General features: G+C 60.0%; 21 protein-coding genes. 11 read left to right on the top strand and 10 right to left on the bottom strand.

Annotation, left to right across the window (positions count from 1 at the left end; genetic code table 11):
* Positions 1-41 precede the first annotated feature (41 nt).
* From gatC to mdoH, 7 genes are all read left to right on the top strand, one after another.
* The gene (gene gatC, locus O6760_RS17375) at positions 42-329 is read left to right on the top strand and encodes an Asp-tRNA(Asn)/Glu-tRNA(Gln) amidotransferase subunit GatC (protein WP_269580976.1); all 288 of its coding nucleotides are present in this window, start codon (positions 42-44) and stop codon (positions 327-329) included.
* Positions 330-346: 17 nt separating this feature from the next.
* The gene (locus tag O6760_RS17370) at positions 347-832 is read left to right on the top strand and encodes a GNAT family N-acetyltransferase (RefSeq protein WP_269580975.1); all 486 of its coding nucleotides are present in this window, start codon (positions 347-349) and stop codon (positions 830-832) included.
* A 3-nt stretch (positions 833-835) separates the two neighbouring features.
* The gene (gene gatA / locus O6760_RS17365) at positions 836-2,320 is read left to right on the top strand and encodes an Asp-tRNA(Asn)/Glu-tRNA(Gln) amidotransferase subunit GatA (protein ID WP_269580974.1); all 1,485 of its coding nucleotides are present in this window, start codon (positions 836-838) and stop codon (positions 2,318-2,320) included.
* 240 nt (positions 2,321-2,560) lie between these two features.
* Positions 2,561-3,655 carry an NAD(P)/FAD-dependent oxidoreductase gene (locus O6760_RS17360; protein ID WP_269580973.1) on the top strand — a complete coding sequence of 365 codons (1,095 nt, stop codon included), beginning with the start codon at positions 2,561-2,563 and terminating at the stop codon, positions 3,653-3,655.
* 202 nt (positions 3,656-3,857) lie between these two features.
* The gene (locus tag O6760_RS17355; RefSeq protein WP_269580972.1) at positions 3,858-5,450 is read left to right on the top strand and encodes a glucan biosynthesis protein; all 1,593 of its coding nucleotides are present in this window, start codon (positions 3,858-3,860) and stop codon (positions 5,448-5,450) included.
* Positions 5,447-5,770 (top strand): hypothetical protein, encoded by a 324-nt coding sequence (locus O6760_RS17350; RefSeq protein ID WP_269580971.1) that lies wholly within the window; start codon positions 5,447-5,449, stop codon positions 5,768-5,770. Before O6760_RS17355 ends, O6760_RS17350 begins: the two co-directional genes overlap by 4 nt.
* 1 nt (position 5,771) lies before the next feature.
* Positions 5,772-7,526 carry a glucans biosynthesis glucosyltransferase MdoH gene (gene mdoH, locus O6760_RS17345; protein WP_269580970.1) on the top strand — a complete coding sequence of 585 codons (1,755 nt, stop codon included), beginning with the start codon at positions 5,772-5,774 and terminating at the stop codon, positions 7,524-7,526.
* A 235-nt stretch (positions 7,527-7,761) separates the two neighbouring features.
* Here the strand turns inward: mdoH and O6760_RS17340 are convergent, their stop codons facing one another.
* The 6 genes from O6760_RS17340 to O6760_RS17315 all read right to left on the bottom strand — a co-directional run bounded on the left by O6760_RS17340 (position 7,762) and on the right by O6760_RS17315 (position 12,184).
* A complete protein-coding gene (locus O6760_RS17340; RefSeq protein ID WP_269580969.1) occupies positions 7,762-8,001 on the bottom strand; it encodes a hypothetical protein in 240 nt (79 codons plus the stop codon).
* 19 nt (positions 8,002-8,020) lie between these two features.
* Entirely contained in the window at positions 8,021-8,215 is a 195-nt protein-coding gene (locus tag O6760_RS17335; RefSeq protein ID WP_269580968.1) for a hypothetical protein, read from the bottom strand.
* A gap of 200 nt (positions 8,216-8,415) precedes the next feature.
* Complete coding sequence (locus tag O6760_RS17330) at positions 8,416-8,766, bottom strand: ribbon-helix-helix domain-containing protein (protein ID WP_269580967.1); 351 nt, start codon at positions 8,764-8,766, stop codon at positions 8,416-8,418.
* Between the two features lie 313 nt (positions 8,767-9,079).
* Complete coding sequence (locus O6760_RS17325) at positions 9,080-9,673, bottom strand: DJ-1/PfpI family protein (RefSeq protein ID WP_269580966.1); 594 nt, start codon at positions 9,671-9,673, stop codon at positions 9,080-9,082.
* A gap of 616 nt (positions 9,674-10,289) precedes the next feature.
* Positions 10,290-11,057, bottom strand: coding sequence for a class II aldolase/adducin family protein (locus O6760_RS17320; RefSeq protein WP_269580965.1), 768 nt, complete (start codon positions 11,055-11,057; stop codon positions 10,290-10,292).
* Complete coding sequence (locus O6760_RS17315) at positions 11,054-12,184, bottom strand: TauD/TfdA family dioxygenase (RefSeq protein ID WP_269580964.1); 1,131 nt, start codon at positions 12,182-12,184, stop codon at positions 11,054-11,056. Before O6760_RS17315 ends, O6760_RS17320 begins: the two co-directional genes overlap by 4 nt.
* A 168-nt stretch (positions 12,185-12,352) precedes the next feature.
* Here O6760_RS17315 and O6760_RS17310 point away from each other — a divergent pair, with 168 nt between their 5' ends.
* Positions 12,353-13,252 carry a LysR substrate-binding domain-containing protein gene (locus O6760_RS17310; protein WP_269580963.1) on the top strand — a complete coding sequence of 300 codons (900 nt, stop codon included), beginning with the start codon at positions 12,353-12,355 and terminating at the stop codon, positions 13,250-13,252.
* On the opposite strand, the gene O6760_RS17305 is transcribed toward O6760_RS17310, so the two are convergent.
* Both O6760_RS17305 and O6760_RS17300 read right to left on the bottom strand, forming a co-directional pair.
* Positions 13,253-16,246, bottom strand: coding sequence for a pentapeptide repeat-containing protein (locus tag O6760_RS17305; RefSeq protein WP_269580962.1), 2,994 nt, complete (start codon positions 16,244-16,246; stop codon positions 13,253-13,255). It abuts the gene before it with no gap.
* Positions 16,247-16,377: 131 nt separating this feature from the next.
* Positions 16,378-16,818 (bottom strand): L,D-transpeptidase, encoded by a 441-nt coding sequence (locus tag O6760_RS17300; protein WP_269580961.1) that lies wholly within the window; start codon positions 16,816-16,818, stop codon positions 16,378-16,380.
* 277 nt (positions 16,819-17,095) lie between these two features.
* Here O6760_RS17300 and O6760_RS17295 point away from each other — a divergent pair, with 277 nt between their 5' ends.
* The gene (locus O6760_RS17295) at positions 17,096-17,746 is read left to right on the top strand and encodes a TetR/AcrR family transcriptional regulator (RefSeq protein ID WP_269580960.1); all 651 of its coding nucleotides are present in this window, start codon (positions 17,096-17,098) and stop codon (positions 17,744-17,746) included.
* Between the two features lie 101 nt (positions 17,747-17,847).
* Positions 17,848-18,867, top strand: coding sequence for a ketol-acid reductoisomerase (gene ilvC, locus O6760_RS17290; RefSeq protein WP_269580959.1), 1,020 nt, complete (start codon positions 17,848-17,850; stop codon positions 18,865-18,867).
* Between the two features lie 73 nt (positions 18,868-18,940).
* Here ilvC and O6760_RS17285 read toward each other — a convergent pair whose 3' ends face one another.
* On the bottom strand, positions 18,941-20,275 hold the full coding sequence (locus O6760_RS17285; RefSeq protein ID WP_269580958.1) for a tetratricopeptide repeat protein: 1,335 nt from the start codon (positions 20,273-20,275) through the stop codon (positions 18,941-18,943).
* A 735-nt stretch (positions 20,276-21,010) separates the two neighbouring features.
* Between O6760_RS17285 and O6760_RS17280 the strand changes: the two genes are divergently transcribed.
* Positions 21,011-22,156, top strand: coding sequence for a GGDEF domain-containing protein (locus O6760_RS17280; protein WP_269580957.1), 1,146 nt, complete (start codon positions 21,011-21,013; stop codon positions 22,154-22,156).
* Positions 22,157-22,192: 36 nt separating this feature from the next.
* Here O6760_RS17280 and O6760_RS17275 read toward each other — a convergent pair whose 3' ends face one another.
* The gene (locus O6760_RS17275; protein WP_269580956.1) at positions 22,193-23,083 is read right to left on the bottom strand and encodes a D-alanyl-D-alanine carboxypeptidase family protein; all 891 of its coding nucleotides are present in this window, start codon (positions 23,081-23,083) and stop codon (positions 22,193-22,195) included.

The following is a 23,083-nucleotide window of genomic DNA, read 5'->3' as shown; positions in this document are numbered from 1 at the left end:
TTCCGCCGCCCGCACGCACAGCCAGACCAACGGGGACACACATGTCAGTTGATACCGATACGGTGAAACGCGTCGCGCGGCTCGCGCGCATCAGGGTGAGCGAAGAAGACGCCACCCGCATGACCGGCGAGCTGAACGCCATTCTCGGCTTTGTCGAGCAGCTCGACGAGGTCAATATCGACGGTGTCGAGCCGCTGACCTCCGTGGTCGAGCAGACCATGAAGAAGCGCGCGGACGGTGTCACCGACGGCAACAAGGCCGACGACATCACGCTGAACGCCCCGGCCTCGGAAGACAATTTCTTCATGGTGCCGAAAGTCGTCGAATAAGCGGGATTGCCGACGGGATGAGCCAGCAACCGAACGTGGAAATCGCGGTCGAAAGCCCCCTGACTGAGGACATGCGCGCCATGATCCTTGAGCTGAACGCGATCCTTGGCAACCTGACGCCGGAAGAGGCCAATTTCAGCATGAGCGCGGAAGACATGGCCGGCCCTGAAACCACGGTGTTCGTTGCCCGCATTGACGGCAAGGCCGCCGCCTGCGGCGCCCTTCACCGCCACGCTGACGGCACCGGCGAGCTGAAACGCTTCTATGCCCGCCCCGACTACCGGGGGATGGGCCTGGCACGGCGGATCCTCGCTCATGTCACCGACCGCGCCGTCGAGGAAGGCTTCGAGCGGCTCGTACTCGAAACGGGCCACAATTACGATGCCGCCCGGCGACTTTATGAGGCGGCCGGTTTCAGACAATGCGGCCCTGTGCTCGATTATCCCGACAGCCCCTATTCCGTTTTCTATTCCCGGCCGCTCGCGGCCCATCAAGAGACCTGATCCATGACCGATCTGACCAAACTCACCATTGCCGAGGCCCGCGAAGGCCTGAAGAACAAGGACTACACGTCCCTGGAACTGACCGACGCTTTCATCTCCAACATCGAGGCCGCCAACAGCCAGCTCAACGCCTACGTGACCGTCACCGCCGACCAGGCTCGCGAGATGGCAAAGGCCTCCGACGAGAAACTCGCCAAGGGCGAAGGCGGCGCGCTGGAGGGCATTCCGCTGGGCATCAAGGACCTGTTCGCCACCAGGGGCGTGCACACCCAGGCCTGCAGCCACATCCTCGACGGCTTCAAGCCGCCCTATGAATCCACCGTGACCTCGAACCTGTGGGCCGACGGCGCCGTCATGCTCGGCAAGCTCAACATGGACGAGTTCGCCATGGGCTCCTCCAACGAGACCTCCTATTACGGCCCGGTGATCAACCCGTGGCGCAAGCAGGGCTCCAACCAGGACCTGGTACCCGGCGGGTCCTCCGGCGGCTCCGCCTCGGCCGTCGCCGCGCGTATGTGCATGGGTGCGACGGCCACCGATACGGGCGGCTCGATCCGCCAGCCTGCCGCCTTCACCGGCACCGTCGGCATCAAGCCGACCTATGGCCGCTGCTCCCGCTGGGGCGTCGTCGCCTTTGCCTCCTCGCTCGACCAGGCCGGGCCGATCGCCCACACGGTGCGCGACAGCGCGATCCTGCTGAAGTCCATGGCCTCCGTCGACCCGAAGGACACCACCTCCGTCGACATCGAGGTGCCGGACTACGAAGCCGCCATCGGCAAGTCGGTAAAGGGCCTGAAGATCGGCATTCCGGCCGAATACCGCATGGACGGCATGCCGGGCGAGATCAACGAGCTGTGGCAGAAAGGCATTGACTGGCTCAAGGCCGCCGGCGCGGAAATCGTCGACATTTCCATGCCGCACACCAAGTATGCCCTGCCGGCCTATTACATCGTCGCTCCGGCGGAAGCCTCGTCCAACCTCGCCCGCTATGACGGCGTGCGCTACGGCCTGCGCGTGCCGGGCAAGGACATTGTCGAGATGTACGAGAACACCCGCGCCGAAGGCTTCGGCGAGGAGGTCAAGCGCCGCATCCTGATCGGCACCTACGTGCTGTCGGCCGGTTACTATGACGCCTATTACCTCAAGGCCCAGAAAGTGCGCACGCTGATCAAGCGCGACTTCGACCTGGCATGGGAAAACGGGGTCGATGCCATCCTGACCCCGGCAACCCCGTCGGCCGCCTTCGGCGTCGCCGACCAGGACCTGCATTCCGACCCGGTGAAGATGTACCTGAACGACATTTTCACCGTGACCGTGAACATGGCCGGCCTGCCGGGCATCTCCGTGCCCGCCGGTCTCGACAAGTCCGGCCTGCCCCTCGGCCTGCAGCTGATCGGCAAGCCGTTCGACGAAAGCACCCTGTTCCAGGTCGGCCAGGTCATCGAGGACGCCGCCGGCTCCTTCGAACCGGAAAAGTGGTGGGGCTGATCCGCACCTGCCGGCGTTCGGGGCTGGGTTCCCCCCACCCCTGTCCCCTCCCCACAAGGGGGAGGGGGACCAAACGTTTCACCATCGTGGCAAAAGAACTGAACGTGATCTGCCAACTTCATTGATGCGTTCGATTGCAAGCCGCAGCCAGCCCCCTTCCCCCTTGTGGGGAAGGGTTGGGGATGGGGGTAATCGGCGAAGCCGACCCGTTCCCATTCCGATGAGAAGCCGGAGAAAGCCATGCCTGACATTGAAACCCTCGTGATCGGCGCCGGTGTCATCGGACTGGCGATCGGCCGGGCGCTGGCGCTCAAGGGCCGCGAAGTGATGGTGCTGGAGCGGCACGGGCTGATCGGCTCGGAGACCAGCGCCCGCAATTCCGAGGTCATCCATGCCGGAATCTACTATCCACCCGGCAGCCTGAAGGCAAAGCTGTGCCTGCCCGGCAAGCACATGCTCTATGACTTCTGCGCCGACAACGGCATCGCCCATGAGCGCATCGGCAAGCTGATCGTCGCAGGCAACGAGGCGCAACTCCCCGAACTGGAGCGCCTGCACCAGCAGGCCCTGGCGACCGACCTGACGGATCTCGTCTTCTACGACCGCAGGAAACTCGAGGAAATCGAACCGGAACTGGATTGCGCCGGCGCGCTGTGGTCGCCCTCGACCGGCATCATCGACAGCCACGGTCTGATGCTCGCCCTTCAGGGCGGACTGGAAGCCCATGGCGGCCAGGTCGTCCTCAACAGCCGCGTCAAGGAGATCACGCCTGGCCCCGAAGGCTACAGGCTCGTGGTCGAGACCGCGGACGGTGACACCACCGCCCTCACCTGCCGGGAACTGATCGTCTCCGCCGGCCACGGCGCGCCCGGGCTGATGGCGGACCTGCCCGGTGCCAACGCGCCGAAGGCCTATCTGGCCAAGGGCAACTATTTCAAGCTGCAGGGCAAGGCGCCGTTTTCCCGGCTGGTCTATCCGGTGCCAGAACCGGGCGGCTCGGGCGTCCACATCACGCTGGACCTGCAGCACCAGGCCCGTTTCGGCCCGGATGTCGAATGGGTCGAGCACATCGACTACGAGGTCGACCCGTCGCGCGGCGGCAAGTTCTACGCCGCGATCCGCAGCTACTGGCCCGGCCTGCCTGACAAGTCCCTCGTTCCGGACTATTGCGGCTTCCGCCCGAAGATCTCCGCCCCTGGTGAACCCGCAGCGGATTTCCGTATCGACGGGCCGGAGACCCATGGCCTCGAGGGCCTCGTTGCCCTTTACGGCATGGAATCGCCCGGGCTGACATCCTGCCTCGCCATTGCCGACGAGGTCGCAGGCCGTCTTTGAGACCATCTGAATTTTTTTGATTTTTCGGGCAACCATTCGCTGTCTTCGGTGTTTTAGGAAGAGCGAACAGATGCAGCTTTGCTGCGATGCACAGAAATGCCGTTTTTTGGTCTGGATTTCTCCCTAAAATTGCTGCAGTGCACGTGCTCACTCATTCTGTGACCCAAAAAGAACATTAATTTCAACATGGTGGGCTAACGTCGTGATCAATCGACGCGTATTTCTTTCGGCAACAGCGCTTGCCGCCGGAGCCTTGTCCGCGAGCGGGTTCCCGGGCGTCGGCCGGGCCGAGACCTCCTCGCCGCAACCGTCCCAGGCAGAAAGTCCCGAGGGCGAAGCATTCGACTTCGAGTCGCTCGTGACGCGCATGAAAGACAAGGCCGGCAGGGCATACGAGCCGGACGAGGCGTCTCTGCCGGAAGTGCTCGCCAAGCTGACCTATGACCAGCACCGCGCCATCCGGTTCAATCCCGACCGGTCTCTCTGGAAAGATCAGGGCGGCCAATACCGGCTGCAGGCCTTTCACCCCGGCTGGCTGTTCAAGGATCCTGTAGAGCTCTTCGAGATCGTCGACGGCAAGGCCCACCCCCGGCTCTTCACCGGCACGGATTTCATCTATGGCGAACCGCTCGTCCCGTCCGACTTCAAGGACATCGAGATGCCCGGCATTGCCGGCTTCCGCCTGCATCATCCGCTCAACACGCCGGATTATTTCGACGAGCTGATCGTGTTTCTCGGCGCCAGCTATTTCCGGTCCCTCGGCAAGGGCAATGTCTACGGCCTGTCCGCAAGGGGCCTTGCGGTCGACACCGCCATTGCCGGGCCGGAGGAGTTCCCGCGCTTCAACCGGTTCTACCTGGAACGCCCCGCGCGCGGCGCCTCCGAAATGCGGCTTTACGCGGAGCTGGAAAGCGAGCGGGTGACCGGCGCCTACCAGTTCACCATCAAGCCGGGCATCAACACTGTGGTGGAAGTCGATGCGCGTATTTTCCTGCGCGACGATGTCGAGCGGCTGGGCGTCGCCCCGCTGACATCCATGTTCCTGTTCGGTGAAAACGACCGGGTCGGCTTCGACGACTACCGCCCGGAAGTCCATGACAATGACGGTCTTCTGATCCTGCGCCAGAACGGTCAACGCCTGTGGCGGCCCTTGCGCAATCCGGACAGTCTTGCCCTCTCCTTCTTTTCGGAAGACAATCCGGCCGGTTTCGGCCTGCTGCAGCGCGACCGCAGTTTCGATCACTACCAGGACACCGAGGCCAAGTACCAACGCCGCCCATCGCTCTGGATCGAGCCGGTCAACGACTGGGGCAAGGGCCAGGTGATGCTTGCCGAAATTCCGGCAGACAAGGAAATCCACGACAACATCGTTGCCTTCTGGGTTCCTGGCTCCGAAGCCGCCGCCGGGTCCGAGCATCGCTTCGCCTACCGGATGATCTGGGGCCGGGACCCGGAACCGGGAACCGAACTGGCAACAGTGATCACCACAGGCACGGGCCACGGCGGAGCCGCCGCCTCGGACCCTGACCCCAAACTGAGGAAATTCGTTGTCGAATTCGCCGGGCCCTCTCTCTCCGGTCTCGGTGCAGACGCTCCCGTGAAACCCCGCCTGTCGGTTCAAAAGGGAACGGTCAAACACAGTTTCGTCCAGCGGCTCGAAGGCGGCTCCTGGCGGGCGGTGCTCGACATCGAACGGGACGACCAGGAAATTCCGGTCGAATTCATCCTGGCGCTTCAACTGGACGGGACCGACATCACCGAAACCTGGATGTATCAATGGAGTGGGCGCTCATGAACAGGCAGGCAGGGATCCATCCCGGACACCCGTCGCGCGCCGGCGGCATGTCTCACGATTACGACGAAATCCGGACGGTGCTGAACCGTCCGGACCTTTCGGACGAGATCCTGCGCGAGGTACTGGACAGCGGCCGGCACGCTGCTCCCGTTCGCGCCCTGCCTGTGCCGCCGCCGCGCCACGGGCTCGACATGCCTGCCCATGACCTGAACCCGCCGCTTGCCGTTCGGCTGGCGCCCCAGCTGCGCGCGTGGCAGCGGGCTCTGCAGCTGCTGCGCCCCCGGATGAAACGATCTCCCGTCACGGCGCGGAGCCGCTGACATGGACCGGATCGCGTCCATTGCGCTGTCCGCCTTTTTCCGGCGGCTGGCCATGTTCGTCATCGCCCTGTCTCTCACCACCGCGGCGTCCTACATGTTCGCAACGGTGGTCCAGGCCGACGGCTTTGACTGGCTTGACGTGGTCCGGATCACCCTGATGGCGATTGCCGCCTTCTGGCTCGCCTGGGGTGGCTGCATTGCCCTGTTCGGTATCCTGTTTCCGACGGAAGCCAGGCCACGGGTCTCGTCATGTCCCGAGAGCCGCACGGCCATTCTGCTGCCGATCTACAACGAAGCGACAGGACCGGTCTTCGCGCGGCTGGAGGCGATCATGCTGTCCGTCCGCAACTCGCTTGCGAGCGACCGGTTCGACTTCCACGTGCTGTCCGACACGACCCGGCCCGAAATCGCGCAAAAGGAGCTGGCGGCCTATCAGAACCTGCTGGCACGGCTTGGCGCGGGCGGTCATCTTTTCTACCGCCGCCGCGAGACAAACACCGGCCGAAAGGCCGGCAACATCGCGGAGTTTCTGACGACTTCCGGCGGCGCCTACGATTACATGCTGGTGCTGGACGCCGACAGCCTGATGGAAGGCGAGACCATTCTGGAGATGGTCCGGCGCATGGAAGCCGACCCGAAACTCGCTCTCCTGCAGTCGCTGCCGCAGATCATCGGTCTGCAAACCCTTTTTGGCCGATTGCTGCAGTTCGCAACCTCGCTCTACGGCCCCTATTTCGCGCGCGGCCTGGCCTCCGTCCAGGGCCGGGAAGGCACGTTCTGGGGACACAATGCCCTGATCCGCACGCGGGCCTTCGCCGCCGCCTGCGGCATGGCGCCCCTTAACGGAAAACCGCCCTTCGGAGGGCATATCCTCAGCCACGACACCGTCGAGGCCGCGCTTCTGGCGCGCGACGGCTGGACGGTCAGGCTCGACCCGGACCTGACCGGTTCCTACGAGGAAGCCCCGGCCAACATGGTCGACTATGCCAAGCGCGACCGGCGCTGGTGCCAGGGCAACCTGCAGCACAGCCGTATCCTGGCCGCGCCCCGGTTCCGCTTCTGGAGCCGGATTTCCATCCTGCAGGGAATCTTCGCCTACCTGGCCTCGCCGATCTGGCTCATCTTCCTGCTGGCGAGCCTCGCCGCGCCGCTGGTGGCCTCGCCGCCCGTCTATTTCGACGGCCGGTCGCTGTTCCCGGTCTTTCCGCACCCGGAAACCGCGACGGCGCTGGCGCTGCTGTTCGGCCTTGTTGCCCTCCTGATCCTGCCCAAGCTGCTGTTGACGGTCAGGGCGCTGTCAGGCGGCAGCGCCCAAGGCTTCGGCGGTCCCGTCCGCCTGTTCTGCAGCTTCGTGCTCGAGATCCTGCTGACCTCGATCCTCGCGCCGATCCACATGATGTTTCATTGCCGCTCGGTGTTCCAGGTCCTGACAGGCGCCGACAGCGGCTGGCCGGCGGCGGACCGCGACGACGGATCCCTGCCGGTCAGCGCCTCGCTTTCCGCCACATGGTGGATGGTGCTGACAGGCGCAGGCGCCATAGCCTTTTGCCACGAATACGTGCCGGAGCTGTTCTACTGGCTGTTGCCGGTCGCCCTGCCGCTGGTCGCGGCGCCCCTGCTGGTCTTCATGACCGCGTCGGTCAGGCTGGGCCGGGTGACGCAAAAACTCGGACTGTTCGTGGTGCCGACGGATACCAGACCGGTCATCGTCGCCGACGACATGCGCAAGGCGCTGCAGGAGACGGTGATCGCGTGACGTTGAGCGCCGCTACCTTCATCTGAGCAACAGTCCGCTGTCATCCCTGTCAAGCGCAGCGAATGCCAATTGTCCAGCATTAGTAAATCACCTGACAGTTTAGCCATTTGAAGGGCCCGAAGGGCAAGAGTCGAGCACGTCCTTTGAAAGCATGATCTAGTTGCGCAAAGTCTTGCGTGCATCTCAAACAGAAGCTGGCTTTTGGCGCGGTCTAGATCATTGTTCCCTTTGTAACTCACATCAATAATGAAACTGATTGCAGAAACGCTGAAAAGAAGAGCGCACCAAGGGAAAGCCAACCGAGGAAGCCGTATAGCGTTTCCTTTTGCTCACTCTTTTTGCTTCCATTTTCTAGCAGTAGGCTACTCTTGCCTTTTTTGGGGACATGAAAAGGCATTCCAAATCGAAAAAGACCGACTACACCTGCAAAGCCTAGCCAGATCGCAGCAAGTGCGAAGTAGTCAGAAATTGCCATCGTTCAGGTCCCTCAAATTTTATTCTTCTCGTCCAGTCAATACTGGACGCAAGACATCAATCCAAAACCAACCGAAGCCAATCGCAAGCAAAAGGCCAACAGCCATGAGCGCCAGTCCGTGTATATAACCCCACACAATCAGCTGCATATACAAGAGCCATAAGCCGGCAAATCCTAAGGAGAGCGATACGATTGCAATCAGTACTTTTCTCATGTCAGCACCTTACGAGCCGTGCAGAACCATTTCGATTTTCAGCCCTCACGGCCAAAGAATAGCTTGGACAGCATAGCCGAGAACTCGTCAGCTTCGATCGCGTCTGCGATTACTCTGAGAGTTTCAGGAGCTTTTTCCCGAAAGCAGACATGCATATCAATATTGATGTTTTCGACACCTTCCGCCGCAGTCCCGGCGCCTTAATGCACCCGCCCGCTCTCGGCCTCCAGGATGCCGTCGGCATCGAGGCCCGCGATCGGCAGGCGGGTGTCGGAGGGCACGTCACCTGAAAGCTGCAGCGCCAGGTACCGGCCGCAGCACACACGCAGGAAACTGGTGAAGTTGCCGAGATCATGGCCAGCATCGATGCTCTCGTGATGCAGCCTGGTGATCAGCTGGACCACATTCATGCCGTCGCGCCCGGCGATTTCGTCGAGCACCTTCCAGAAAAAGGTCTCCAGGCGCACGGAAGTGACCATGCCGTCGATCCGCAGGGACTTCGTCGTGCTTTCCCAAAGCGCCGGATCCGCATCGATGAACAATTTGCACATGTCGTATCCTCCGGGCTTTCCGTATTTCTGTCTTTTCACACGCTTTTCATGGCGACGGGCACGTATGCCTTCGACACGCATTCAACCTAATCCTCTTCCCCCTTGTGGGGAAGGGTTAGGGTATTCGTAAACGGCGAAGCCGTAACCTTGGCAGAAGCGGTAAAGACCCCCACCCCGATCCCCTCCCCACAAGGGGGAGGAGAAGCACCAGTGGCACCGCCTTCACTACAAACTCCGCCTCATCCCGAGGAAGCGCGTCGGCGCTGCCTCGAAGGATGAGGCTGTGGTTGCAGCAGGTGCTGCTTGCCCTGCCTTACGCCGCCAGCGACCCGGCGGCCTCGCCAGTCAGCACCGCATTGAACTGGGCGAGCCAGGCCGGATGGGCCGGCCAGGCCGGGGCGGTGACCAGATTGCCGTCGGTGACGGCACCGTCGATGGCGATGTCGGCATAGGTCGCACCGGCAAGTTCCACTTCCGGGCGGCAGGCCGGATAGGCCGAGACGGTGCGGCCGTCGATGACCTTGGCCGCGGTCAGGATCTGCGCACCGTGGCAGATCGCGGCGACCGGCTTGCCTTCGGCCATGAAGTGCTCGACCGCGGCCAGAACCCCGGCATCGAGGCGCAGATATTCCGGCGCGCGCCCGCCCGGGATGACCAGCGCGTCATAGGCGGCGACATCGACCTCGGCGAAACTCGCGTTCAGCGTGAAATTGTGGCCGCGTTTTTCGGAATAGGTCTGGTCGCCCTCGAAATCGTGGATGCAGGTGGCGACCGTCTCACCGGCCTTCTTGCCCGGGCAGACCGCGTCGACCGCATGGCCCATGGCCAGCAGCGCCTGGAACGGCACCATGGTCTCGTAGTCCTCGGTGAAGTCACCGGTGATCATCAGGATCTTTTTCGCACTCATGCTCTGTCCTCCAGCTTGGCAAAAAGCGATAGAGGAACGCTAGCAGGCAACGGATCCGAGCGGGTATTAGGCGGGTACTACAGGCGTTAATTGCCAGTTTCCCAAGCTCCAGCGTGACTTTCGGGATCTCGGACGTGCAATACCCTCGGTGTCACCCCGGACAAGCGCAGCGCAGATCCGGGGCCTACTCGCAAATCACCTTGTCAAAGCCGATGATGGTCGGAAAATCCTGGTCGCCACATGCTGTTCTCTCTGGAAACGAGTGGGCCCCGGGTCTCGCGTTGCTCGCCCGGGGTGACACTGAATTTGTGTTAGCGCCATCGCCCTCTCCCCCTGCCATCAACGCGAAATGTACAGAAAGCCGGGTCCCAGGACTCCCGGGCGGCGGCTTTTACGCAAAAAAGGTTGCCGATGAGACATCCTGGGTCTCCGCTTTCGCGGAGATGACAGCGGTGTGCGCGGTCAGGTTTTTCTATTTTTCCTGCAATAGCAGCAGAGAGCTGCCTTTGTCGTGATTGCGAACTCGCATCCGCCGGATTCCGGATCAGCGCACAGCTTGCACTGCGCTCGCCCGGACTGACACCGGAAGGGATGCAGACGAAGGGACGCCAGTCCTTCAGTCCCTGTAATCCGGCTCGCTCCGGTCCAGCTGCCGCTTCCAGTGGTCGAAATGGGCAAAGCCCATGCCCTTGTAGGGCTCCCACTCGGCGGCGGTCTTGGCGGCAAGGTTGTCCGACATGACCGCCAAAGGCCGGCCGGAGCCATAGGCCCTCAGGAGGGTCTCCGCCGCCCGCTCGAAGAAATAGAGATGTTCGAAGGCCTCCGGCACGGTTTCGGCGGCAATGGAGACGCCGTGATTGCCCATCATCAGCACCGGCCTGTCACCAAGGGTCTCGGCAATACGCCGCCCCTCCTCCGCCTCGTCGGCCATGCCGCCGAAGCCGAGATCGACGGCGACCTTGCCGAAGAACCGCGCCGTGTTGAGATCGACCGGCTTCATCGACGGGTCTGCGAGGCAGGCCAGCGCGGTGGCATGCGGCGGATGGACGTGGAACAGCACGCGCGCCTTCGGATTGGTCCGGTGCACCGTGCCGTGAATGCACCAGGCGGACGGGTCCGGCGCGTTTTCCTGCTCCATCACCTCCTCGTCATTGGCGTCGAGCAGAAGAAGGTCGCTGGCGCGGATTTCGGAGAAGTGCCGCCATTTCGGGTTCATCAGGAAGCTGGCGCCATCCTCCGAGACCGCGGCGGAAAAATGATTGCCGACGGATTCGTGCCAGCCGAGCCTGACCGCGATCCGGAACGCGGCCGCGAGATCCTCGCGCAGTGCCTGCTCGCTCTGCCGTTCCGTATTGCCGAAGGCAACCTCCGTAACAACGCTCATTTGAACCGCCCTTCCCCCGACAGGATCCGGTATGTGGAGCGCAATTCGCCCCGGTCCGTGTAGCAGCCGCGCAGGTGCCGGTTGCCGCTGGTGGCCGAATAGGCGGCGCGGCCGTGCACGATGCGGTGATTGTCGAAGACGATACACTCGCCCGCGTTCAACCGGAACCGCATCAGGTACCTGTCGTCGCGCATCATCCTGCCGAACCGGCAGAAGGCCGGATAATAGCGGTCGAGATCTTTCTGCGGCATGTCGAAAATGTCGGCATGGTGCTGGCTGATGGTGACGCCGGAGATGGCGCCGTGCTCGTCCAGTTCGATCACCCGCTGGCGGGCGCGCATGTCGAACGTGTCGTGCTCGCAGTAATAGGGTACGTCGATGTCGACCAGCAGCTCGAAGTCCTCCGGGTACAGCGCCCGGAAATCCTGGGCAACCGCCAGCCCGTCGGCAAAGATCGAGTTGCCGCCTTCCACCGAATTCGCCCGGCAATGCAGGAACTGGACGCCGGGTGCCAGGTCCTCGTCCGGCAGGTCCGTGTGCAACGGCAGCGCCTTGGAGGTGAAGGCGAGATTGGTCGGCTTGATATGGGTCTTGACCTCGAACACCTGGCCGAAATAGCTCGGCCGCACATGGCCGATCAGGCCGGCCGTATCAAGCAGGGCCGCGTCCGTGTCCGGCAGGCCGGTCAAAAGTGCAATCCCGTCGGTCAGCATGGCCCTGGCCCAGTCGCGCACGTTCGTCTTGTCGGCCATCAGGTCGTCATGGGCGAAACGCGCGATCTTGCCGTAATGATCGGCATGCCAGGGCACACGCGGCAGGTTGGCGACATCCGCCCGCTTCTGACCGCTGGAGAATTGCACCAGCCGGTCCAGCGGCATGCGGGTGACGTGGTTGCTGCCGGTCCAGGCAATCTCCAGCGCCCCGTTGGAGATGACCGCGCTGGCGGCTTTCGGCGCCGCGTTCATGCCGAAGACGTCAAACACCCGTTCGCGGGTTTCCGGGTCGAACGAACTCGGGCAATTGTCGCGCAGCCAGTAGTAGTTGAAATAGGCCGTCCGGCCGTCGCCGAGCGGCACGTCGAGGCCGTTTTCCTGAAGCAGCACGCCCGTTTCACCGGTTCCAAGCATGGTCTTGCCTTTAAGTTAAGCCTGCTTTCGCAACGAAATCGAGTTCCAGGGAAAGCGGAAGCGGTTGCAATTCATGTTCTTACGGCAAAATTGCGCTTGTGTCCCTGATTTGAAAAGGCGATAAAAACAGAAGTTAACTTAAGCGTTTGATTAACTTGTGAGATCAACATGCACCGCCTGCCGCCCCTTCGGCTTCTGAGCGTCTTCGAAACCGTGCAGCGCGCCGGCAGCGCCAAGGCGGCGGCCGCCGAGCTCAACGTGTCGCTGTCCGCGGTCAGCCAGGCCTTGAAGCAGCTGGAAGACCATGTCGGCGCCGCTCTGGTCGATCGCAGCACCCGGCCCGCCGGTCTGACCGAGGCCGGTCACATTCTTCTGAAGGCGGTGACCGAGAACCGCGAGCGGCTGACGGGTGCCCTTGACGACATCCGCGCACTGACAGATCCCGGCGGTGCCTCGGTAACCCTTGCCTGCACCATCGGCTTTGCCACCTACTGGCTGATGCCTCGTCTCGAGGCGTTCTATCTCGACCATCCCGATGTCGCGGTGAATGTGCAGACCACCCAGCAGGAAGTCCCCCGCCTCGGTCCGGGCACGGACATCGCCATGCGCTACGGCGACGGCCGCTGGGATGACGGCACGGTCGAGCTGCTGTTTCAGGAGCATGTCGAGCCGGTCTGCGCGCCCTCTTACGTCCGCCGTCTGATGGAGACCGGCGGCAGCCTTGGCTCCGCCTTCCTGATCCACGTGGAGACCAATGACAGGCGCTGGATTTCCTGGCCGGAGTATCTGACCCGCACCGGCCAGAAGGCGGCCGGATCGGCCAAGGGCCTCAGGTTCTCCAACTACGTCCAGGCCAGCCAGGCGGCCCTTTCCGGTCACGGCGTCATGCTCGGCTGGCGTTCGATCACCGGCGACCAGGTCGACAAGGGCCTGCTGATCCCGGCCGGCCTGCCGCCGCTGACGCCGAACAACGCCTATCACGCGGTCCTGTCGCACAAGAGCCGCAACCGGGCAACGGCCGAGGTGGTGGTGAATTGGCTGAAGGAGGCGGCTGGGAGCGGAGGTTGATCAGTCTGCGTTTTCACCATTCAATTCGGCCCTACGCTGTTCCTTCCACGCATTCCAAATATTTAATGCCTCATCCTCATCAAGTGCGGCCGGTGACCAATGTGAGGGCCTCTTCAAATTGTCAGGAAGTATGGTTTCGGCATCACCGAACGCCAACTCAATCTGTTGCTGTGTTAGGTTTTCTGTATCAGATAGGTCAGCAGCAACTAGTGAAGCCAATCGAAAATTGGTTCCTTTCAGATCCGCATTTCTAAAATAAGCTTGTTGAAGATCTGCATATTCGAAATTGGCGTTACCGAGATTTGCATCTTCAAAGTCAGTGCAGATACACTGCGTATGGCTAACGTTAGCATTTTTAAGCGTCGCATTCCCAAAGTTAGAAAAACCTAAAAAAGATGAAGACAAATCTGCATCTTCAATAATAGCGTGTTTCAGCTCGCAATATTCTAAATCAACCTCAAATAGGTTTGCACCTTCTAGAATTGTCTCATTCAATTTTGCGAACCGAAGATCCGCACCTATAATTGTAGAAAAGAACATCAGCGCACCATTAAGATTAGACCCACGTAAATCAGAATAGCTCAACTGCAATGACGTTAAATCAGATTGTTCCAGCTCGTCTCCTGGTCTAGTGAAATCAATCCCTGAAAGTAGCATTCTGTGCGGATGAAGAGAGCCATTTGTAACATGCAACATATCTAGGAATCTTCGCGCCGATAATTCTTCAACCCACTCGATTTTTAAAACAAAATTCTGATCATATGTTTTTTGAAAATGACAAATTGCATTCAAAACTGCAAGCAAAGAACCTGATGCATTACGCTGACGCGCTTCAGCATCCCTCCACGTTCCTTCAATACCGTCAGCATGCGCTGGCAACCCATTCCTAACCACCCAATTCAACAAATCAGTAAGAGAATCCCCTATCCCTGCTACCGTTTCTAATTCCAATAGTCTCACTTCATCTCTCAAAAACTCAATTATTTCACGACTAATTTGCGCAACTCCCGTTCTCTTCAACCATTTTGCAGCTAATTCTTCATTAGGGTCTTCTGAAACTGCCAAAACTGCAGCAACTCGAACAAGAGCACAGGCTGTCAAATATTCTCCGAAGCTTTTATGAATGAACTCAAATCCGGCGTCGCTCCCAATTGTCTCCTTGCGTGTATAGAATTGTAGAGCTACGTTTTTAAGTGACGCGCCTTCAAGACTGGCTAGCTGTTTCTTTTCGCGGCCCGCATGCCAATCTCTTATCGCTTCGAATTTTTCGTCTGACCCGGTTCGCCCTCCTCCATGCCAGATGGCCAAAGCAAGACATTCCATCAAGACGAAAAACTGATCTTGAGTTATTTGCTCATCTCCGCGTGAAGCCCGTTTTTCTGCGTCACGTGAATGAACATCTTCAAAAATCTTACGATATATTACATTCTTGTTTTCTGCGGCTTGGTCTGGTTCTGTGGCATATCCGGACAAGATCAACAGGAAAAAAAGTAATGGCTCGGCTGTAAATGCGTTTAGTTGTTTAACTTCAAGCGCACCAGGCAAAGCAGCTTTTTCCTGCTTTGTGCCTTTGCACCAAATGCACCAAAACTCTGATCGCTGATCTCGATCTACCAAATCGAGTCGATCAATTATCTCCAACTCATCGGCCATACCCATTGATTTTAGATATTGGAGATCTCGCAAGGAGCATAACGGCATCATTTCCAGCAGTACCCTGGAGTTCAAATGAGCGTTGTTTAACGCTATTGATACAGCCCCTGGTCGCCCGGTCACTAAAGCGCATGCGCGGGCTTTACCCCGGTTGACGTCTCGAAGGAAGTTTCGCACCTTCTGAAAGAAGTCGCGGCTAATGTCTTCGTCGAGTTTGGCGTGATTAACCAATTCGTCCAATCCATCAAACACAAAAAGGATCGGTCGTTCGTCAAATTGATCTTGCCACTTGATAGGGTCTTCTCCAAGTCCAACGCCTTCGCGTGCATGCGTCATTTCCGACACTAGGCTGGAACGCAAATCACCGGAAAGATTGAGATGCTGTAGTTCTATGAAACAGACATTGACCCTTTCTTCATGGGCAACATCTGTCGCAAAAATTCGCGCGACCGTGGATTTGCCACTGCCCGGTCCGCCCGACAGAACCCGAAGCGTGTCGTCACTGTCGGTGCCTGCGGTCCTCTCCAGCCAGGTTTTCAAAGCGTCTTCCAGCCAATCGACGTGAACGATGCGTTTGCGCCGCCTGCCAGGCCTGTCGCTTCGGCGCGGGTCCTCTTCCGTCGCGCCCGGGATGTCTTCAATCTCCTCCCAGGCGCAGCGCAAAGGCGTATAGACGCTGCGCACCGTTATGCCGCTGTCCTCTGGCTGGCCGAAGAGGGCCTTGCCGCTGAGTTTCTGTTCGATCCAGTCGTAATGCCGCCGCCATTTCCGCCGCCGCATCAGACCGTCAAAGACCGGGTCGGTTTTCAGCGTCGAGATATAGTCCTGAAACGCGCTGAACCGTTCGTCTGACCAGACCTTGTAAAGGCTAGCCCGGAGACTGAGGTCCAGCTGGTGTTTTAGATCGTCTTCCGAGAAACCCGAAGCGGGTTCCAGGGCGAAGACAATGGCGGGAAAGCGAGGCCGCAGGTATTCTTGGTAGAGCGCCCAGGTGGTTGGCTCTGTCAAGTGTGAGAGGTCGAACGTTTCTGGATTGTCTGGGCTAAACACCGTTTGCAGAAGCCAGGTGGCGTGACTTTCGATCTGATCGGGCGGCGCCATCCGTGCCAGCCGGTTGCGGGTCAGCGCATCGGTGATACTCAGGAAAAAGACGGCCCGCCAAAACATAAAGGCCATCTGTTCCCGGCTCGGGTCTTTTGGCGCATAGGCTTTATATGCATCGTAAAACCCGAAGGCCGTGCCGATCATGTCGCCCTTGATGATCTTGACGGCCGTCTTCGCCAGGGCCTCCACGGCTTTTTTGGACGCCATCTCCGGCGAGGAACAATCGAGCTTGAGCATCTGAAAAGGCCCTAAATCAAACGAATAACTTGACAGTTCAACTCTAAATCACGGCATCAAAAATACACAAATTAATGTTTCAAAATTCGACTGACGTAGCCTCCAAAAGACTTAGCAAGATGGCAAATCACTCACCGCGTGACCACCACCCGTGCGTTGCCGCGGCCGACCTGGCGGACAAGGTTGAACAGCCGCGCGGCGTTTTTCGGATGCAGTCGGATGCAGCCGTGCGAGGCCGGGCGGCCGAGGTTCTTGAGGTCGGTGGTGCCGTGGATGGCGTAGCCGCCGTAGAAGAACACCGAATAGGGCATCGGTGCCCAGTTGTACTTGCGCGAATGCCAGTCGCGCTCCAGCCGCGTCGGACGCCAGCTTCCCGTCGGCGTGCGATAGCCCTTGCGGGCTGTCGACACCGGCCATTTGCCGCGCAGGCGGCCGTCAACATAAAGATAGAGCCGCTGCTCGGACAGGTCGATCTTGGCCGTCACCTGCTGCGCGGCTTCCGCACGGGGAACACCGGCAACAACAAGCGCCAGGAGCAACGGCAGGAATGCAAACCTTTTCCATCTGAACATGTTAAGCCACCCAACGAACTCTTGCGGTTATTATTTTGATTGAAAATGGACACAGAACGATATTCTGAAGGTCCAACCCCGATCAAGGGCAAACCCTGTCGATACTTAACGCAAACGTCAGGGCTCATATGAAATCTGCGGCTCTCCCCGCATGACGCCCGATTTCAAAATGACCTGAAAATCCCTCTTGACCTGCCGCTTCAGCTTTGCCATAACCCGAACCGTACCGTACGGTTCACCAACAATATCCGCTCCACAACCGACCGATCAGACCGACATGCCCGCAGCCGCTTTCGACATTGCAACTTCCCGCCCGGACGCCGCGCCCGAGTTCTCGCCGCGCCAGCAGGTGGTTTTGCAACATGCGCTGACGCTGCTGGTGGAAGGTGGCGAGAAGGCGCTGACGACGGCCGGCCTCGCCCGCACGGCGAGCTGCTCCAAGGAAAGCCTCTACAAGTGGTTCGGCGACCGGGACGGGTTGCTCGCCGCGGTCGTCGCCTTCCAGGCGAGCCAGGTCCAGTTCCCCTCCGAAGCAGGCGCGACCGCAGATGCGGAGACCTTCCGCGCCCATGTCAGTGCCTTTGTCGAAGCGCTGCTCGGAGTGTTGTTCTCGGAAACGTCCCTGGCACTGAACCGGCTCTCCATCGGCCAGAGCAACACCAATTCCAACCGTCTCGGCCAGCTCCTGCTGGTGCGCGGCAAGCACATGATTTCCGCCCGCGCCCGCGCCATGCTCGACAGCGGCCGCCGCCACGGGCTTCTCAAGTTCGACGACTCGGAAGACGCCTACCAGGTGCTTTACGGCCTGGCCATCCGGGACGTTCACATCCGCCTGCTTCTCGGCGAGGCCGCCAGTCCGGCCGAGAAGGATCTCAAATCCCAGGCTGAAACGGCCGTCGACCGCTTTTACCGGCTGTTCGGGGCGTAGGTCCCGCCGCCGGATCCACCGGGGAACACCTCAAACAACAACGACCGGCCGCAGGGCCGGCCCTTGAAAAGACAGACTGCAGACGGGAGAAAGGATACCCCATGCGCGTTTATTACGATCGTGATGCTGATCTCAACCTGATCAAATCCAAGAAAGTCGCCGTCATCGGCTACGGCTCCCAGGGCCGCGCCCATGCCATGAACCTGAAGGACAGCGGCTGCACCGAGATCGCCGTTGCCCTGCGCGAAGGGTCCACCACCGCGCTGAAGGCCGAAGCCGACGGTTTCAAGGTCATGACCGTGGCCGAAGCCGCAGCCTGGGCAGACCTGATGATGATGGCCACCCCGGACGAGCTCCAGGCCGACATCTACAAGGACCACATCGCCGCCAACATCCGCGACGGCGCCGCCATCGCCTTCGCCCACGGCCTCAACGTCCATTTCGGCCTGATCGAGCCGAAGGCATCCGTCGACGTCCTCATGGTCGCGCCGAAGGGTCCGGGCCACACCGTGCGCGGTGAATACCAGAAGGGCGGCGGCGTGCCGTGCCTGGTCGCCGTCCACCAGGACGCCTCCGGCAACGCGCTCGACCTCGGCCTCAGCTACGCCTGCGGCGTCGGCGGCGGTCGCTCGGGTATCATCGAGACCACTTTCCAGGAAGAGTGCGAAACCGACCTCTTCGGCGAACAGGCCGTTCTGTGCGGCGGTCTGGTCGAACTGATCCGCGCCGGGTTCGAAACCCTGGTCGAAGCCGGCTATGCCCCGGAAATGGCCTATTTCGAGTGCCTGCACGAAGTGAAGCTGATCGTCGACCTGATCTACGAAGGCGGCATCGCCAACATGAACTACTCCATCTCCAACACCGCGGAATGGGGTGAATACGTCACCGGCCCGCGCATCGTCACCGACGAGACCAAGGCGGAGATGAAGCGCGTCCTGACCGACATCCAGACCGGCAAGTTCACCTCCGACTGGATGCAGGAATACCGGGCCGGCGCCGCCAAGTTCAAGGCCACCCGCCGTCTCAACGACGCTCACCAGATCGAGGAAGTCGGCGAAAAGCTGCGCGGCATGATGCCGTGGATCAAGTCCAACGCCCTCGTCGACAAGACCAAGAACTAAGCCAAAAGCCCCATCGACCAGACGAAAAGGCCGGGCAACGATGCCCGGCCTATTTGTTCGGCAGCTAAGACGGTCACTGTTGAATGCCCAACCTTTTGAGCGCCGCGATTGCGTGCTGGTTTTCCTTCTCTGCGGACACGATATAGAGCTCTACGGCTTGCTCGTGGTCCTGCGGAACCAGCACACCTTCTTCCAGCAGCTTTGCGAAATAATAGGTGCCGAAGTAATCCTCATTGTCGGCGGCTTCCTTGATCATGCGAAGCCCGGCTTCTTTGTTCTCAGGGACACCGAAACCGTTAATCAGCATCCATCCGACACTAGCAGCACCTCCCGGTAGATCGAGCTCTTTGGCCCTACGAAACAGACGGTTTGCTTCGTGATAGTCACGTTCTACGCCGTTGCCATCGCAATACAGCAGCCCGAGTGAAATCAAGCCGGGAAAGTACTTGCCCTCTATTGATGCCTTGTACAGCCTAGCGGCTTTGAAGTAATTCCTTTCCACGCCAAGTCCATGTTCGAACATTTTGCCCAGTTCATAGTTGGCGACGACACCTCCGCTCTCAACAGACTTCTCAAAATATTTCATCGCCTTGGCATAGTCGGGAGCGCCATTGTTCCTGTTTAGGTAATAGTCTCCAATCATCAAGAAGGCGAAATCCGGAATGGTTTCCGTTGCTTTATGCAAAAGTGCCAAACCTTTTTCTTCGTTTTGTTCGATCCATTCACCTTCGATCAATGCCAGTGCAAGCGTCATTACTGCGCTTGGGTCGCCCGCATCGGCTTGCTTCCTGAGTTCCATGAATGCTTTTTCGACCTTATCCGCTTGGAAGTCCTTGGGATGGTTGACATACAACAACACCAGATTGTGTTCGGTTTCCCGGTTCCCCAGAGCAATCGTTTTTTGAAACCAGCGCTCCGCGGCAAAAAGATCCTGTTCAACGCCAAGGCCAAATTCATAGAAAATTGCTAAATTATGCGCCGCCCCTACATGACCTGCCTCAGCTCCCTGACGAAAACTGTCATAAGCTTTTTTGTAGGAGTGATTTTTTACTGCCGCCGAAAAATGCAACATACCTATTTCATAGAGCGCGTCTAGGTTTCCCGACTCTGCGGCTACTTCATACCAATGAAGCGCTGAAGCAGGATTGTAGTCCTTCACGTCCGCTTGATTGTTGAAATGTTGCGCCAGTCGATAAGCCGCGTAAGAGCTCCCTGCGTCGGCCAAGACCCCAAGAACAACCGGACTGCCGGCAACACTTGCGACCAGGATTGCTGCCAGTATTGCGAGGCAAATGGAAAATCGATAAATGTATGTCAACGCCTGAATACCCAGTCCATTTGGACAAGTTTCACCGCCCAACTGCCTACCAATCTCAGCGAGCACCCGGCGGCTGCAATACACCAGCACTTGCGGCAGATTCCAAGCACATTTACAACCGCGACACAAAAAATATTCTTGAAAATGAATGAGATCTGATCAGCATCTTCCTCGTTGGACAAAATTTTCTTGAAAGCAGATGCCGGGATTGCAACGATTTTTTCCATTACTTCACAGCGTCATTTTCGAGACAGGATGTCTTTTCGGGAGACTGCCCTGATAGATCCGTCGAGACTTTATTTTGCAAATGTGCTTCCGTTGTCGAGCTTTGCCATCTGCTGCCTTGCCGTTGCATTCCAAATCCCCTCGCACAGCCACGAGCTCAGCCGGGCTGTGGCCGGTACCCTATGCACGCCGCCCACCTGTGCTTCGTCCACGACCGGCACCTGCCCTTCCTCACCGCCTAACTGCTACACAACACACTTCTCTTGACGAGGTCAGTTGCCATCGGCATGCCGCCCATCAGCTTGTTCAGCCTTACAGCGGGACCAGTCATGTCATCGCACCGGTTTGTTCCTATTCCCAGCCAGCCCTGCCTCCGCTCACGGCGGACGTAATCCACATCAAACTGGGGACATCTGCCGCCAATCGGGCCGATTTCGCGCCCTCGCCGCAATTCGCAAAGGTGGTAAACAAAAGTTTGCTGACAAACCTCCCATTTTAGTGAAAGTTTTTTTTCCCGAACTAACCGGATAGCAAGACCTGCTTCCGTAAGGTGATACGACGTTTTTCAGAGTTGTGGGCAACGGCCCGGAGATTGCCCTGATGGATCCATCGACGCTCTTTTTTGCAAATGTGCTGCTCCTGTCGATCTTTGCCATCACCTTCCTGGCGATCTCCTTCCAGGTTTCTCCGCGCGGCCACTGGCAGAGCTGGGCCGCTGCCAACGCCTTGCTGGCCGCCGCCCTGCTGTGTTTCGCGCTGGACGCACATGTGCCGGTCCTGGCCGCTTATCTGCTCCCCAACTCCCTGCTGCTGCTCGGCTTTGGATTTCACCTGCGCGCTGCGCGCCAGATCGCGCAACTGCCTTGCAGCCTCTCCAGCCTCCTGGCGCCGTCTGCCGCCTATCTGGTGCTCGCGGCTGCGGCGTTCATGCTGTCCAACTACGCGCTCGCCTACATCGCCTCGAACGTCATCTTCACGATCGTGTCGATCGCAACCATCAGCGCTTATGCGTCCGGGCCGTTTCGCGGCTTGCTGTCGCCGGTCGGACTGATCCTCGCGTTTTTCTTCCTCGGCACCGAAGGCGTCCTGAGAACCGTACACGGCCTTGTCTCCGGCGGACCGCAGGGTCCGGGCATGATCGCCGACATGATCCTCGACATTCACCTGATGTGCGCGCTGGTCTTCGTCACGCTGACCGGAGCGTTCACCCTGGCGCTCTCCTTCGAGCTCGTCGCCCGCCGCAACGAGGAAGCCGCCCGGCGCGACCCGTTGACCGGCGCCTTCAACCGGCGGGAGTTCCAGGCACGCCTGGAAAGCATTCTCGACGGCACGAACCGGGAGGATTTCGGTTTGATCCATTTCGACCTGGACCATTTCAAGCAGGTCAACGACCGCTTCGGTCATGTCGCCGGCGACGAGGCCCTTGTCAGGATCTGCTCGGAAATAAGGGCCCATCTGCGGCAGGACGACTGTTTTGCGCGGCTTGGCGGCGAGGAATTCGCCGTTCTCCTGCCCTGCGTCTCCCGAAACGTCGCCTGCAAGGTGGCCGATCGCCTGCGCGAGCACATTTCAAGTCTGCGTTTCGACTTCGCCCCGGAGGATTTCCGCCTGACCGCCTCTGCCGGCGTCTATCATGGCGACGGCAAGGATCTCGCCTCGGCGGATCTTCTGAAGACGGTCGACAAGGGGCTCTACCAGTCCAAGAAGGCCGGCCGCAACCGTGTCACCATAGCGGACGCGGCCTGACGGACCATCGGCCCGGCCGGCGCTCCGGCGGCCCGATCAGGAATAGGCCTCGATCAGCCGCGTGACTTCCCTGTCGCGTGCGGCTTCGCTCTGCCCGCCCATGACGACCACGACCAGGCGCTTGCCGCCGCGATTGGCCGTGGCCACGAGATTGTAGCCGGACATGCGGATATAGCCGGTCTTCAGACCGTCGACGCCGGCGACCTTGCCGATCAGGTTGTTGGTCGCCCGGAAGGAGCGGCCGTTATAGGAAAACGACTTCGCCCGGTAATAGCTGCCATATTGCGGAAACCGCCGCTTCAGCGCGAGACCGAGCTTGGCCATGTCGCGCGCCGAGGTCACCTGGGACGGATCGGGCAGCCCGGTGGCGTTGACGAACCGGGTCCGCGACAGGCCCAGCGCCCGCGCCTGCTCCGTCATCTGGCGGGCGAAGGCCGCCTCGCTACCGGCAAGGTTTTCGGCAATCGCGAGCGCAACATCATTGGCCGACTTCACGGCCAGCGCACGGGCGGCCTGTTCCACGGTAATGGTGGAGCCTGCCTTCAGACCGATCTTGGCCGGCGGCTCGGCGGCCGCCTTTGCCGACACGGTCAGCGGCGAGGACAGGGAATAGCGTCCCTCGGAAACGGCTTCGAACAGGAGGTAGAGCGTCATCATCTTCGACAGCGACGCGGGATAGCGCGGCGCGTCGGCGTCGACGGCGTAGAGTTCCTCGCCTGTCGCGGCATTCAGGACAAGCGCCGAAAAGCCGCGCTCGACCGCCGTGGCCGGGGCATAGCTGATGACCGGCAGGGAGGCACTTTGAACCGCTGGCGTTGCGGAGGCCGAAGCCGCCGTTGTGGCCGGTCCCTGCGCCGTCTGGCAAGCCGCCAATGCAACGGCCAGAAGCAGGACGGAGCCGCGTTTCAAAGTGGAAATCCAGCGCAT

Source organism: Roseibium sp. Sym1 (assembly GCF_027359675.1).
GTDB lineage: Bacteria > Pseudomonadota > Alphaproteobacteria > Rhizobiales > Stappiaceae > Roseibium.
The sequence above is the reverse complement of the archived record's forward strand: the minus strand, read 5'-3'. Positions and strand labels throughout refer to the sequence as shown.

What these genes read in the sequence shown, in the direction of transcription:
- gatC (WP_269580976.1), top strand. Translation starts at nt 42, where the DNA reads ATGTCAGTTGATACCGATACGGTGAAACGCGTCGCGCGGCTCGCGCGC.
- O6760_RS17370 (WP_269580975.1), top strand. Translation starts at nt 347, where the DNA reads ATGAGCCAGCAACCGAACGTGGAAATCGCGGTCGAAAGCCCCCTGACT.
- gatA (WP_269580974.1), top strand. Translation starts at nt 836, where the DNA reads ATGACCGATCTGACCAAACTCACCATTGCCGAGGCCCGCGAAGGCCTG.
- O6760_RS17360 (WP_269580973.1), top strand. Translation starts at nt 2,561, where the DNA reads ATGCCTGACATTGAAACCCTCGTGATCGGCGCCGGTGTCATCGGACTG.
- O6760_RS17350 (WP_269580971.1), top strand. Translation starts at nt 5,447, where the DNA reads ATGAACAGGCAGGCAGGGATCCATCCCGGACACCCGTCGCGCGCCGGC.
- mdoH (WP_269580970.1), top strand. Translation starts at nt 5,772, where the DNA reads ATGGACCGGATCGCGTCCATTGCGCTGTCCGCCTTTTTCCGGCGGCTG.
- O6760_RS17340 (WP_269580969.1), bottom strand. Translation starts at nt 8,001, where the DNA reads ATGGCAATTTCTGACTACTTCGCACTTGCTGCGATCTGGCTAGGCTTT.
- O6760_RS17335 (WP_269580968.1), bottom strand. Translation starts at nt 8,215, where the DNA reads ATGAGAAAAGTACTGATTGCAATCGTATCGCTCTCCTTAGGATTTGCC.
- O6760_RS17330 (WP_269580967.1), bottom strand. Translation starts at nt 8,766, where the DNA reads ATGTGCAAATTGTTCATCGATGCGGATCCGGCGCTTTGGGAAAGCACG.
- O6760_RS17325 (WP_269580966.1), bottom strand. Translation starts at nt 9,673, where the DNA reads ATGAGTGCGAAAAAGATCCTGATGATCACCGGTGACTTCACCGAGGAC.
- O6760_RS17320 (WP_269580965.1), bottom strand. Translation starts at nt 11,057, where the DNA reads ATGAGCGTTGTTACGGAGGTTGCCTTCGGCAATACGGAACGGCAGAGC.
- O6760_RS17315 (WP_269580964.1), bottom strand. Translation starts at nt 12,184, where the DNA reads ATGCTTGGAACCGGTGAAACGGGCGTGCTGCTTCAGGAAAACGGCCTC.
- O6760_RS17310 (WP_269580963.1), top strand. Translation starts at nt 12,353, where the DNA reads ATGCACCGCCTGCCGCCCCTTCGGCTTCTGAGCGTCTTCGAAACCGTG.
- O6760_RS17305 (WP_269580962.1), bottom strand. Translation starts at nt 16,246, where the DNA reads ATGCTCAAGCTCGATTGTTCCTCGCCGGAGATGGCGTCCAAAAAAGCC.
- O6760_RS17300 (WP_269580961.1), bottom strand. Translation starts at nt 16,818, where the DNA reads ATGTTCAGATGGAAAAGGTTTGCATTCCTGCCGTTGCTCCTGGCGCTT.
- O6760_RS17295 (WP_269580960.1), top strand. Translation starts at nt 17,096, where the DNA reads ATGCCCGCAGCCGCTTTCGACATTGCAACTTCCCGCCCGGACGCCGCG.
- ilvC (WP_269580959.1), top strand. Translation starts at nt 17,848, where the DNA reads ATGCGCGTTTATTACGATCGTGATGCTGATCTCAACCTGATCAAATCC.
- O6760_RS17280 (WP_269580957.1), top strand. Translation starts at nt 21,011, where the DNA reads ATGGATCCATCGACGCTCTTTTTTGCAAATGTGCTGCTCCTGTCGATC.
- O6760_RS17275 (WP_269580956.1), bottom strand. Translation starts at nt 23,083, where the DNA reads ATGCGCTGGATTTCCACTTTGAAACGCGGCTCCGTCCTGCTTCTGGCC.